Annotated in this window: 13 protein-coding genes; 10 read left to right on the top strand and 3 right to left on the bottom strand. The window is 70.6% G+C overall.

Annotated elements, in window-relative coordinates:
- Positions 1 to 13: 13 nt before the first annotated feature.
- The gene (locus IT780_RS40560) at positions 14 to 1,285 is read right to left on the bottom strand and encodes a PP2C family protein-serine/threonine phosphatase (protein ID WP_199517219.1); all 1,272 of its coding nucleotides are present in this window, start codon (positions 1,283 to 1,285) and stop codon (positions 14 to 16) included.
- Positions 1,286 to 1,575: 290 nt separating this feature from the next.
- Here IT780_RS40560 and tkt point away from each other — a divergent pair, with 290 nt between their 5' ends.
- The 3 genes from tkt to IT780_RS40545 all read left to right on the top strand — a co-directional run bounded on the left by tkt (position 1,576) and on the right by IT780_RS40545 (position 5,456).
- Positions 1,576 to 3,786, top strand: a complete 2,211-nt coding sequence (tkt, locus tag IT780_RS40555) for a transketolase (RefSeq protein ID WP_199517217.1) — start codon at positions 1,576 to 1,578, stop codon at positions 3,784 to 3,786.
- Between the two features lie 178 nt (positions 3,787 to 3,964).
- Positions 3,965 to 4,693: a GAF and ANTAR domain-containing protein gene (locus tag IT780_RS40550; RefSeq protein WP_307831661.1), complete on the top strand. Its 729-nt coding sequence runs from the start codon at positions 3,965 to 3,967 to the stop codon at positions 4,691 to 4,693.
- 37 nt (positions 4,694 to 4,730) lie between these two features.
- Complete coding sequence (locus IT780_RS40545; RefSeq protein WP_199517215.1) at positions 4,731 to 5,456, top strand: GAF and ANTAR domain-containing protein; 726 nt, start codon at positions 4,731 to 4,733, stop codon at positions 5,454 to 5,456.
- A gap of 15 nt (positions 5,457 to 5,471) precedes the next feature.
- On the opposite strand, the gene IT780_RS40540 is transcribed toward IT780_RS40545, so the two are convergent.
- Together IT780_RS40540 and IT780_RS40535 are read right to left on the bottom strand one after the other, a co-directional pair.
- The gene (locus tag IT780_RS40540; protein ID WP_307831660.1) at positions 5,472 to 6,140 is read right to left on the bottom strand and encodes an alpha/beta fold hydrolase; all 669 of its coding nucleotides are present in this window, start codon (positions 6,138 to 6,140) and stop codon (positions 5,472 to 5,474) included.
- 370 nt (positions 6,141 to 6,510) lie between these two features.
- Positions 6,511 to 7,536 carry a fatty acid desaturase family protein gene (locus IT780_RS40535; protein WP_199517214.1) on the bottom strand — a complete coding sequence of 342 codons (1,026 nt, stop codon included), beginning with the start codon at positions 7,534 to 7,536 and terminating at the stop codon, positions 6,511 to 6,513.
- A 369-nt stretch (positions 7,537 to 7,905) separates the two neighbouring features.
- Between IT780_RS40535 and IT780_RS42940 the strand changes: the two genes are divergently transcribed.
- The 7 genes from IT780_RS42940 to IT780_RS40500 all read left to right on the top strand — a co-directional run bounded on the left by IT780_RS42940 (position 7,906) and on the right by IT780_RS40500 (position 12,237).
- Positions 7,906 to 8,094 (top strand): DUF5994 family protein, encoded by a 189-nt coding sequence (locus IT780_RS42940; RefSeq protein WP_199517213.1) that lies wholly within the window; start codon positions 7,906 to 7,908, stop codon positions 8,092 to 8,094.
- Positions 8,085 to 8,351 carry a DUF5994 family protein gene (locus IT780_RS40525; RefSeq protein ID WP_199517212.1) on the top strand — a complete coding sequence of 89 codons (267 nt, stop codon included), beginning with the start codon at positions 8,085 to 8,087 and terminating at the stop codon, positions 8,349 to 8,351. The genes IT780_RS42940 and IT780_RS40525 overlap by 10 nt, the downstream gene beginning before the upstream one ends.
- Positions 8,352 to 8,473: 122 nt before the next feature.
- Positions 8,474 to 9,271 (top strand): SigB/SigF/SigG family RNA polymerase sigma factor, encoded by a 798-nt coding sequence (locus IT780_RS40520; RefSeq protein WP_199517211.1) that lies wholly within the window; start codon positions 8,474 to 8,476, stop codon positions 9,269 to 9,271.
- Positions 9,272 to 9,303: 32 nt separating this feature from the next.
- A complete protein-coding gene (locus IT780_RS40515; RefSeq protein WP_199517210.1) occupies positions 9,304 to 9,651 on the top strand; it encodes an STAS domain-containing protein in 348 nt (115 codons plus the stop codon).
- Between the two features lie 260 nt (positions 9,652 to 9,911).
- Positions 9,912 to 10,181: a hypothetical protein gene (locus IT780_RS40510; protein WP_199517209.1), complete on the top strand. Its 270-nt coding sequence runs from the start codon at positions 9,912 to 9,914 to the stop codon at positions 10,179 to 10,181.
- An 89-nt stretch (positions 10,182 to 10,270) separates the two neighbouring features.
- On the top strand, positions 10,271 to 11,263 hold the full coding sequence (locus IT780_RS40505; protein WP_199517208.1) for a diacylglycerol/lipid kinase family protein: 993 nt from the start codon (positions 10,271 to 10,273) through the stop codon (positions 11,261 to 11,263).
- A 233-nt stretch (positions 11,264 to 11,496) separates the two neighbouring features.
- Positions 11,497 to 12,237, top strand: a complete 741-nt coding sequence (locus IT780_RS40500; protein WP_199517207.1) for a DUF2382 domain-containing protein — start codon at positions 11,497 to 11,499, stop codon at positions 12,235 to 12,237.
- Positions 12,238 to 12,417: the final 180 nt, after the last annotated feature.

Raw genomic sequence — 12,417 nt, 5'->3', positions numbered from 1 at the left:
CGAGGTCGCCGATTCAGTGCGATCGCGAGGTGGGCCCGTTCACCGACAGCGCGATCACCGCGACGTCGTCGTCGACCTGGGCGAACGTGCCGAGCAGGCCGGCCAGTGCCTTGACGACCACCGGGGCGCTGGTCGGGCCCAGACCCTGCGCGAAGTCCCGCAGCGCCTCGTCGCCGTACCGCGCGCCGGTGGCAGTCCGTGCCTCGGTCAGGCCGTCGCTGTACAGAATCAGCGTGTCGCCCGCGCCCAGCGAGATCGTCCGGGCAACCAGGCGCGGCTCGGCCAGGATGCCGACCAGAGTGCCTCCGTCCGTGGTGTGATAAGCGGCCGAGCCGTCGGCGCGCACGACGAGAGCCGGCGGGTGGCCACCAGAGGCCACCGTGGCCGTGTAGCCGCCGCCCTGCCGTTCGAGAATGCCGACGATGACGGTGCAGTGCCGGTGCCCCGGCGCGGCGTAGTCCTGGTACAGCACGGTGTTGAGATTCCGCAGCACGGCGACCGGCTCGGAGTCGTAGACGGCGGCCGCACGCAAGGTGTACCGGGCGGCGGCGGTCACCGCGGCGGCCGCCACCCCCTTTCCTCGGACGTCGCCGAGGAAGAAGCCCCACCGATCGCCCGACAGCGGGAAGAGGTCATAGAAGTCGCCGCCGACCTCATCGGCGGAAGCCATGTGGTAGTGGGACGCCGTCGTCATGCCGGGCGGAACCGCCAGCGAGGTGGGCAGCAGACTGCGTTGAAGCCCGGCGACCACCAGCCGGAGCCGGTCCCGTTCGAGGTCGGCCACCTGCCGGGCGGCCAGCAACTGCCTCTCGTACGCGCGCCACTCGCGCGCGTCGAAGACGGTGGTGCGGATCATCAGCGGAGCGCCGGCGCGGCGCATTTCGACGGTAGAGGTGGTCAGGACCGGCAGCGGCGCGTCTCCGTCGGTTTGCAGCTCCAGCGCGACGCCGCTCGTCTCCCCCTGGAGCCGCAGTAGGGGTGCATACCGCGTCTCGTAGCGAAGACGGCTGCCGGGAGTGAGCAGGTCGGTGAAGCGACGCCGGCCGATCAGGTCCTCGCCGGCCGCTCCGACCCAGGCGAGCAGGGTGGCGTTGACCTTCACGATCGTGCCGTCCGGCAGCGTTGAAACGAAGCCGCACGGCGCGTTGTCGTAGAAGTCGTCGAGGTCGTCCTCCGGCAGCGCCGCCTCGCTCCGACGGCGGGAGCGGCGACCGATCGGCCACGCTACGCGCAGATGCAGTCGGTGGCCGGATGTCCTGGTCGCTTCACGAGTCGAGTCTCTCATCCGGGATAACAACACGTCGCCTCCTGGAGTCCTCCGCCGGGCGGCGAGGCGTCAGCCACCGGGGTCTGGAGCGACATATGCACGGTACGCCGTCCGGGCGTCCGCCGCGAGCACGGCCCGCGAGGCGTCCTCCGGCGTTTAGCGGCCCGCACGCCGGGCACGCTGTAAATCCATGGCGTTTCGCCTCCTTCGAGCAGTTCTTCGGACGTCACCGCCGGCAACCGGCCGGGTGCTCATCCGGCGTGACCGCTGTCCGGCTCACGCTCCGTCGCCAGATTGAGGAAATCGCCATGACCGAGTTACGCCCTTCCCCGTCCCCGCTCGTCCGGCAGGTGCCGGCGCCGATCGCGGAGGACGTGGGCTGGTCCGCCCTGGACGTGCGTGCCGTGGACACCGCCCGGCTGCTGGCCGCCGACGCCGTCCAGAAGGTGGGTAACGGTCACCCGGGCACGGCGATGAGCCTGGCGCCGCTGGCGTACCTCCTCTTTCACGACGTGATGCGGCACGACCCGAACGACGACCAGTGGCTCGGCCGGGACCGGTTCGTGCTGTCCGCCGGGCACACCAGCCTCACCCTGTACACCCAGCTGTACCTCAGCGGGTACGGCCTCGAACTCGACGACCTGCGCGCCCTGCGCACCTGGGGCTCCGCCACACCGGGGCACCCCGAGTTCCGGCACACCCGCGGTGTCGAGATCACGACCGGGCCGCTCGGCCAGGGCCTCGCCAGTGCCGTCGGCATGGCCATGGCCGCCCGCCGCGAGCGTGGACTGCTCGACCCGGACGCCGCGCCGGGACAGAGCCCGTTCGACCACCACGTGTACGTGATCGCCTCCGACGGCGACCTCATGGAGGGACTCACCGCCGAGGCGAGTTCGCTGGCCGGACACCAGCAGCTGGGCAACCTGGTGGTGTTCTACGACGCCAACCGCATCTCGATCGAGGACGACACCGGCATCTCCTTCAGCGAGGACGTCCCGGCCCGTTACACCGCCTACGGCTGGCACGTACAGACCGTCGACTGGACCCGGACCGGTGATTATGTCGAGGACGTCGACGCGCTCCGCTCGGCAGTCGCGGCGGCGAAGGCGGAGACCGACCGGCCGTCGCTCATCCAGCTCCGGACGATCATCGGGTGGCCCGCACCGACCAAGCGCAACACCGGCAAGGCCCACGGCTCCGCTCTCGGCGCCGACGAGATCGCCGCGACGAAGCGCCTGATCGGCTTCGACCCGGATGTCTCGTTCGCGGTCGACGACGACGTCCTGGCGCACACGCGCGAGGTCGTCGCGCGCGGTGCCCGCGTACACCGGGAGTGGTTGTCGGGTTTCGAGGCTTGGCGCGGCGCCCACCCGGAGCGCGCCGCGCTTCTGGACCGCCTGCTCAAGCGACAGTTGCCGGACGACTGGACGGCGGCGCTGCCGACCTTCGCGCCCGACCCGAAGGGTATGGCCACCCGCAAGGCCTCCGGTGAGGTGCTCACCGCGCTCGCGCCGGTTCTCCCGGAGCTGTGGGGCGGGTCCGCCGACCTGGCCGAGAGCAACAACACCACCATGACCGGCGAGGCCTCCTTCATCCCGGCCGCCCGGCAGACTCGCGAGTGGGCCGGCGGCCCGTACGGCCGGACCCTGCACTTCGGCATCCGCGAGCACGCCATGGGCGCCATCCTCAACGGCATCGCCCTGCAGAGCCTGACCCGCCCCTACGGCGGCACGTTCCTGGTGTTCAGCGACTACATGCGACCCGCCGTCCGGCTGGCCGCGCTGATGCAGCTTCCCGCCACCTACGTCTGGACCCACGACTCCATCGGCCTCGGTGAGGACGGCCCGACCCACCAGCCCGTCGAGCACCTCGCCGCGCTGCGCGCCATCCCCGGCCTCGACGTCGTCCGGCCCGGCGACGCCAACGAGACCGCGGTCTGCTGGCGCACTATCCTCGAACACACCGACCGGCCCGCCGGCTTGGTCCTCTCCCGTCAGAACCTTCCGGTGCTCGAGCGTGGCCCCCAGGCGTACGCCTCGGCTGCCGACGCTGCCCGTGGCGGCTACGTCCTGGCCGGAGCGGGCACCGACGCGGACGTCGTCCTCGTGGGCACCGGATCCGAGGTGCAGGTCGCACTCGACGCCCGGGAGCTGCTTGAAGCCGAGGGCCTCACCGTCCGCGTGGTCTCCATGCCGTGCCGGGAGTGGTTCGCCCAGCAGCCGTCCGCCTACCGTGACGAGGTCCTGCCGCCCACGCTGCGCGCCCGGGTCAGCGTCGAGGCCGGCGTCGGACAGGGCTGGCGCGACATCGTCGGCGACGCCGGCCACATCGTCAGCCTCGAGCACTTCGGCGCCTCCGCCGACTACCAGCGGCTCTACCAGGAATTCGGCTTCACTTCGCAGGTCGTTGCCGGGGCCGCCCGGGACAGCATCCGAGACGCCGCCGGCCCCGTACGCCCCGGCGGCTCGCAGCCGACCGCCAGCCCCACGGCCGGCGGCACCGGCGACCGGCCCGCTTGAGCGGGCCTTCTCACCCGCGCCGCGACGTGGGCGTAGGGTGACGCCTACCAGTTACTTCGGACAAGCTGCTGCCCTGGACCTCGGCGGTTCCCCGATCGAGGGAGAGGTGCAGCCATGAGAGACCACCCGCGTCCTCGAGCCGCCCGAGCGCGGCGCGGCGGACCACCCGGTGGGCGTCGTGGATGAGCGCGCCGTCCGGGTGCACCGCCTGGTCGCTGACGAGCCGGCGCGTCCCGGCGACGGCCACGGCGTCGCCGGCCGGCTGCGCCGGCTGTGCACCGCCGCCGGGCGGGCCCTGTCCGCCTCCGGCGCCGGGGTCAGCGTGCTGGCCGGGGACGGCATGCGGGGCGTGGCCGCGGTGTCCGAGCCGGCCTACGAGCCGCTGGAGGAGCTGCAGTTCACGCTCGGCGAGGGCCCCTGCCTCGACGCGGTCACCAGTCGTCAGCCCGTGCTCGTGCCCGATCTCGCGGACGGCGCGATGGGACGGTGGCCGGGCTACGCGTCCGCCCTGCACGACACGGGGGTGCGGGCGGTGTTCGCGTTCCCGTTGCAGATCGGCGCTGCACGGCTCGGAGCCCTCGACGTCTTCCGCCGCGAGGCGGGTTCCCTGACGGCCGGGGAGCTCCGTGACGCGCTGACCTTCGCCGACGTGGCTGTGACGACGCTGCTCGACGGTCAGGCTCGGGCGGTGCCCGGGTCGGCCGCCGACGGTCTGGAGGACGAGGTGGTGGGGCAGCGCGCGGAGTTGTTCCAGGCGCAGGGGATGGTCGCGGTCCAGGTGGGTACCTCCTTGGTGGATGCGCTGGCCCGATTGCGCGCTTACGCGTACGCCGAGGACAAGCCGTTAGGAGACGTCGCACGCGACGTGGTCGCGCGTAGGGTTTCGTTCGACGGCGGCCAGTCATGACCGCAGTCGTATTCGCCAGAAGGGGCGGTATACCGCTGTGACCACCGTTTCCCCCGAGCGGCTGGCGACCCTGTTCGTCGATGTCGCCGACACACTCGTCGACGAGTTCGACGTGGTGGAATTCCTGCAGATGCTCACCCGGCGGGTGGCCGGCCTGTTCGACACCGGTGAGGTCGGGCTGATGCTCGCCGATCACCGCGATCGGTTGACGTTCATGGCCGCCTCCGACGAGAGTGCCCGGCTGATGGAGTTGTTCCAGCTGCAGTACGGCGACGGCCCCTGCCTCGACGCCTTCCGCACCGCCCGCCCGGTGACCAACGTCAACCTGGCCGCGGCGACGGAGAAGTGGCCCGGGTTCGCACCCCGCGCCGCCCTGGCCGGCTTCGAGTCGGTGCACGCCTTCCCGCTGCGGCTGCGCAAGCAGGTGATCGGCGCGATGGGCGTGTTCGGCAGCTCCACCGAACTGGACGACGCGGACGCCCAGATCGTGCAGTCGCTCGCCGACGTCGCCGTGATCGGCCTGTTGCAGGAACGCGCCATCCGCCGCGGCGAAGTGCTCACCGGCCAGTTGCAGGGGGCCCTGAACAGCCGCGTCGTCATCGAGCAGGCAAAGGGCATCGTCGCCCAAGCCCGCGCGGTGAGCCCGGACGAAGCGTTCACGCTGATCCGTGACTTCGCCCGGCGCAACAACCGGCGCCTCGGCGAGGTGGCGGGCACCATCGTCACCAGCCTGCCGGCTCTCCCGGATCTGGGCGGCCGCTGATCCGGGCGGGGTGTCTCAGGCCGCCGGCGCCCGGGACCGGACGAAACTTCTGACCGCGGCGGCCGTCTCGGCGCCGGCCGTCGTCACGACGTTGTGGGCGGCGCCGTCGACCGTCACCACCGACACCCCTTCCAGACGCACGGTCATGCGGGCGAGCCAGGAGTGCGGTGCGATCGGGTCCCGGCTGCCGCGCAGGAGCATGGTCGGCACGTGGATCGCCGGCAGTTTGCCGTAGATGTCGTCGGCCACCGCGTGGCGGAGGGTGGTGCGGATGCGCCGGGTTCCGGCTTCCCGGATGTCCCTCGCGAGAATGGGAATCTGCCGCACGTCCTCGTAAATCAGGTCATGCAGCAGCCGCCTGGTCTGCCCCCAGGCGGTGGCGGCGGCCGGGTCGGTGGTCGGTCCGACGAGGATCAGCGCGCCGACCAGGTCCGGGCGGCGCACGGCCAGCTCGGCGGCGACCTGCCCGCCGAACGAGTTCCCGAGCACGGCGGCGCGGCCGATGCCGAGCGCGTCCATCAATGCGGCGACCGTCGCGGCGTGCGCACCGACATCAGCGACGACCGCCGGTTTGCCGGACAGGCCGAAGCCAGGTAGGTCTGGCACGTAAACCGAGCCTGGTCCCAAACGGCGTGCGGTCGGCATCAGGTAGCGGTGCGACACCGCGAGACCGTGCAGCAGCACCCAAGGCGTTGCGGCCGGGTCGGCCGACCGCCGGCGGACGTGCAGCCGCGAACCGCCGGCGAGTTCCGTCCGGCTGACGAATCCGTCCGCCTCACCCGGCGCGGCCAGGGCCGCACGGCGGTCCGCCGGGCCGAGGCGTCCCGGCCGGTTCGCTCGCGGATTCTTGGGTCGGGTGTCGGTGATGGCAGCCTCCTACGAAGTGGGTGTCCCCGGGCACCGCTCACTCCTTCGTCCAAGGACGAACGCAGGGAGCCGGATGCGCGAGGCGATCCTGCAGGCCGACCAGTGTCCCCCCTCTGACGGCGGCCCGCAGGATCCACCAGACTGCAGAGCAAAGCATGAGTGTTCCGGCGGTGGGCCGGAAAGGACGTCAGCGGGACATCGCCCGCAGCGGGGCGCCGACGGCGTGCAGATGCTGCAGGGCCTGCCGGTACGACTCGATCAAGCTCGTCTCCACATAGGGGATTCCGGCTCGTTCGCAGTACTCCCTGACGATGGGCTGCGCCTTGGGCAGATTCGGGGTGGGCATCGCCGGGAAGAGGTGGTGCTCGATCTGGTAGTTCAGTCCGCCGAGGGCCAGGTCGGTCAGCCGGCCACCCTTGACGTTGCGGGAGGTCACCACCTGCTTGCGCAGGTAGTCCTCGTCGCCGGTCGGGTGCGGCATCCCCTTGTGGTTGGGGGCGAAGGTCATTCCCAGGTAGACGCCGAACACCGCGTGGTGCACGAGGAAGAACACCAGTGCCTGCAACGGGGACAGCACCAGCAGCAGCGCGGCCACGTAGGCGATCAGATGGCCGGCCATCAGACCCGCTTCGAGGCCGCGGCGCTTCATACCCGGACGACGTAGCGCCTTGATACTGGAGATGCGCAGGTCGATGCTGAGCAACGTCAGCAAGGGAAAGAACAGCCCCGCCTGATGACGGTTGACGAAGCCCTTGATCCCGCGCCGGCCCCACGCCGACTCGGTGGCCCAGATCAACAGCTCGGGCTGAACGTCCGGGTCGAGATCGTCGTGATTGGGGTTGTTGTGATGGCGGGTGTGCTTATCCATCCACCAGCCGTAACTCATCCCGACAGCGACGTTCGCGGCGATCCGGCCCGCCGTGGCGCTGGGCGTCTTGGTGCGGAACACCTGCCGGTGGGCGATGTCGTGGGCCAGCAGGGCCGTCTGCGAGAACGCCACCCCCAACAACCCGGCCACCGCGATGCTCCACCACGACGAACCGATCACTGCGAAGGCGACCCACACACCGGCGAGCATCACTGCGACGACACTCATGCGTACGGCGTAGTAGGCGGGCCTGCGTTCCAGCAGCCCGGACCGGGCGATCTGGCGGTTCAGCGCGGCGAAATCACTGCCGGCGACCTTCGGCCGCTGTATTACCGATGCGCTCATCGCGCGACTCCTAAAAACCTGCTTGCCGGGTACGGCGATGGCGCGGAGCCCGGCAAACGTGAACTGACGATGAGGCCGCGGAGTCTGGACGGCCGGCGCGTCACCGCCCGAGGCGGCTGGCGCAGTACTGCAAGGGTTACCCGCGGGCGGACTCAGTAAACCGGTTGCCGGGCGCCACCCGGATGACCAAGGCGCCGCCGTCGACTCTGCGCACCGTGGTCATCAACGATGGCCGGCCGACGATACGCACTGCCGAAATGGGCGCACGTAGGGTGAAAAGACACCGACTTCTCGACGTCTCCTCCGACGAGCGCACCGCGCCCGCCCTTTTGATGGCGCGGACGTCGCCGACCGGAAGGCAATCCGCTGATGAGGACCACGACCAGCACTTCACGAGTACCGGACGATGCCGTACGCCTGCGAATGGACCCGGTGCCGTCCCGCACCACCGTCCTCGACGGAGCGTGGTGGCCCCGGTCCACCGACGTGGTCGCGGAGCTTCCCGCGCTGGTCGATGCCCTGCCGATCTCCGCGGCCCGATCACCCACGTGCTGTTGAACGCCGGCGAGTGGGATCTCCCCCATCCGCGCCGGGCCACCGCCGGCGGCCGGGCGGTGCGTCTGGGCTGGTTCACCTCCCAACCGGCGGGCCTGATCACCATCATGAGCGACTTCGGGCGTGACCGTTTCGACCTGCTGGTGGTCCCGCCGAACGCCAGCCGGGCATCGGCCGACACGACGCTGGCCGCCGCGGCCGACCCGAACGACAAGCGCCACACGCCCGAACTGCTCGCCGGGGTCCAGCACGCCGGTTGACCGGTGTTGCCGCCGACCGCTCGAAAGCGCACCGGCGGGTCTACACTGAGACATGCGCGGCTCCGTGGGAGCCCGTTGCCCCAGACTTCGGCATCGAAGACCTCTTTGATCGAGGGACTCTCATGCCTGAAGGTGCTGGCGGCCCCATTTTCGGCGTTTCCTGCCCGCTCGACTCCTCGCCGTCCGACGTTCTGGCGGCGATGTCCTCCCTTCCTCTCGACCACCCCGCGCGGTCGGCGCTGCGCGACCGGGCCGTCGAGGCCTGGCTGCCCCTGGCGGTCCGGCTCGCGCAGCGCTACCGCCGTCCCGGGCAGCCCACCGACGACCTGATCCAGACCGCCGCCGTGGGACTCATCAAGGCGGTGGACAGGTTCGACCCGGACCGGAAGGTCGACTTCGTCGGCTACGCGATCCCGACCATCGTCGGGGAGATCAGGCGCTACTTCCGTGACCGTTCCTGGGATGTCCGGGTGCCTCGCCGGATCCAGGAGATGCGACTCGCGATCAACGCGTCACAGGGCCCGCTGACTCACGAGCTGGGCCGGTCGCCCACCGTCGCCGACATCGCCGCGTACCTCGGCACCACCGAGGAGCAGGTGCTGGAAGGCCTGGAGGGCGCGCTCGCCTACACCGCGACGTCGTTGTCCACGCCGGTGGGCCACGAGGGCTACCGCGACCTGGGCGACACGCTGGGCGAAAACGACCACGAGTACGAGATGGTCGAGGGGCGCGCCTCGCTCGAGCGTGCGATGAGTCTCCTCGAGGAGCGGGACCAGACGATCCTGATCCTGCGCTTCTACGGCAATCACACGCAGGCCGAGATCGCCGGCCGGCTCGGGATCTCGCAGATGCACGTCTCCCGGTTGCTCACCCGGTCGCTGCTCCGGCTCCGACGCGCCCTGGCACCGGACCACGGCTGAGCCGACCGCCACAACCGAACAGGGGTGTCATCGTGGTGCCGGAGAACAGCAAGTGTGTCGTCACCATCGTCGCGCGGGACGACCGTACCGTCTGGATGCGTCCTGTCGGCGCGCTGGACATCGACGCCGACCCGGTCCTCGCCGCGGCCGTCACCCGCCTGAGTGAGCTGGCGCCGCGCGCAGTGGTCCTCGACCTCGCCGGAGTCACGTTCGCGGGGGCCACGCTCTGCCACTTCCTGGTCCGCACACGCACGACTGTTCCCGGCGCGGCGATCCTCATCCGGAACGCCTCGCCGCAGGTCCAGTTCGTCATGACGGCGACCGGCATCGACGGCCTTGTCGTGGACGGTGCGAAGCGGCTGCCCCGGAGCGCGGGCTGACCGGGCCCGCCGCCCATGGCACAGGACGGGCCGATGAGCGTCGAACCATTCGGCCGAACAGGTCCTGCTGCACCGTTTGAGCCCCACCTTTCCGGGTACTCCTGAATTGACAGCGACAAATAATTGCCGCCGACCGGGCCGATCATCCGGCCCATTGTTTCCGCCAGCCGCATGCCGTCGACAAACGATGTGCCGGTCGCGGTTTCATGGCTTTTGGAGAATTTCTTGACCAGTCCCAAACTCGAACTTCCCGGCACGACGTGACCGCCGCCAACGGGGTTGCGCGCCGCCACCCGGCCGAGACCAAGGCCGCCTTCAAGACCACCGAGTTCATCGCATACGTCGTCATCACGGTCGCGATCCTCATCGCCTCGCTGGTCGCCGACGGCAACGGCAACGGCGACAACGGCAGCAGCGCCGACTACTTCCGCGCCGACCGCGCCTGGCTGTACATCACGCTGCTGACCATCGGCTACATGATCAGCCGCGGACTGGCCAAGGCCGGCACCCGCGCCGACGACAACTCCTGATCGCACCGGCCGGCGCCGCCACCCCGAGTTCCAGGGTGGCGGCGTCCGCTGTTTCCCGCCCCTTTCCCCGACCACGAGGACATCCCGCCATGTCAGCACCGATCACATCCCCGCCGGCGCAACCCGGTGTGCTGCAGACGGCCGTCGTCGTCAACCCGACCAAGGTGGCCGACCTCGACGAGCTGCGCCGGACCATCTCCGGCGCGCTGACGGCCGCCGGCTGGCCTGAGCCGGCGTGGCTGGAGACCACTGCCGACGACCCTGGCGCCGGTCAGTGCGCCCAGGCGGTCTCGGACGGCGCCGAGCTCGTGTTCGCCTGCGGTGGTGACGGTACGGTGATGGCCTGCGTGACCGCTCTCGCCGGAACCGACGTCGCGCTGGCGGTCCTGCCGGCCGGCACCGGCAACCCGCTGGCCGCCAATCTGGGACTGACCGACGACGTTGCCACGGCCGTCGAGGTCGTCCTGCAGGGCGGCCGCCGGCGCATCGACGTCGGCGCCGTCGGCGAGCAGAGCTTCGCCGTGATGGCCGGCATGGGCTTCGACGCCCACATGCTCGACGCGACCAACGCCACCGCGAAAAAGCACATCGGCTGGCTCGCCTACGCCGCCGGAGCCGCCAGACACCTACGCGACAGGCCCATGCGGATCAGCATCAAACTCGACGACCACACGGCGTTCACCCGCCGCCCCCGCACCGTCATCGTCGGCAACGTCGGCCGCCTGCAGGGTGGCATGCGACTGCTCAACGATGCCCAGCCCGACGACGGGCTCCTCGACGTCGCCGTGCTGAGCCCCCGCACGCTGCGGCACTGGGCCGCCCTCGCCTGGGGCGTCCTGCGCCGCAAGGACACCGTCGCCCGGATGGAGACCTTCACCGCCGGCCGCGTGGAGATCCGCAGCAACCGGGCTCAGCCCCGCCAGCTCGACGGCGACCTCATCGACCCCGGCACGCACCTTCTCGTCACCGTACGGCCGAAAGCACTCCTGCTCTGCGTGCCGCAACCGGCGACCGACCCCGACCTCGCCCACGACGCCGACGCCGTCCGCCGCGAAGCGGACGAGGTCCGCACCCTGCGATAGCGGCTGCACCACCGGGGTTTGCGCAGGTCCGCCCAGGGCACCCCAAAGATGTCAGAGCTTTCCGCCACCGGCAGTCCCCGCCGGATCCGCGGACCTCCTCCACCTCGACCCGGGTTCGCCGAGCGCCCTTTGTTCGCCGGCCGACCCGCGCGGTCACACCTGTACGTCACATGGACCGGCCACACGGACCGGCCATCACCGGGCTGCACCCCGGGCCCACCGGAAGGAAACGCATGATTACCCAGGCCGACCTGCAATACCTGAACGGCGCCGACGTCTACGCCCCCGACGGCACGAAGATCGGTTCCGCCGGCCAGGTGTACCTCGACGACCGTACGGGTGCTCCGAAGTGGGTCAGCGTCCGCACCGGCCTGCTCGGCACCAAGGAGTCCTTCGTGCCGCTGGAGAAGGCGACCCTGGCCGACAACCGGCTCGAGGTTCCGTTCGACAAAACTCGCGTCAAGGACGCCCCGCGGGTCGACGACGACCGCGACCTCAGCCCGGCCGATGCGGACAAGCTGCACACCTACTACGGTCTCGGCTCCGGCCGGGACAGCGGCGACACCGGCAAGGACACCTCCGGCCCGAACACGGACACTGCCATGACGCGCTCGGAGGAGCACCTCGTCGCCGGCACCCGCACCGAGCAGTCCGGCACCGCGCGGCTGCGCAAGTACGTCGTCACCGAGCAGCAGTCGGCGACGGTGCCGGTCAGCCACGAGGAGGTCCGGATCGAGCGCGAGCCGATCACCGAAGGCAACGTCGGCGCCGCCCTGGACGGACCGGCCATCAGCGAGGAGGAGCACGAGCTCACGCTGAGCGCCGAGCGGCCCGTCGTGACGACCGAGACCGTCCCGGTCGAGCGAATCAAACTCAACAAGAAGACCGTCACCGACCAGGAGACGGTGAGCGGCGAGGTCCGCAAGGAGCAGATCGACGTCGACGGCGACTCCGCCCCCGGGCAACGGCGCTGATCGTCTCCCGCTTCACCGACGATCCACAAACGAAGGAGCATCAGATGAACGACCGTCACACCACGATCCGCACTCTGCACGACGTCGGCGCCGCAGTCTGGATGGGCGGTTCACTCATGGGTGCGGTCGGCCTCAACGGCGCCTCGCAGGACGTCGCCGACGCCGGCGAACGCACCCGGG

Source organism: Nucisporomicrobium flavum, from assembly GCF_016464385.1.
In the GTDB taxonomy this organism is placed as follows: Bacteria; Actinomycetota; Actinomycetes; order Mycobacteriales; family Micromonosporaceae; genus Actinoplanes; species Actinoplanes flavus_A.
This window is presented reverse-complemented; position numbering and strand designations above follow the sequence as displayed.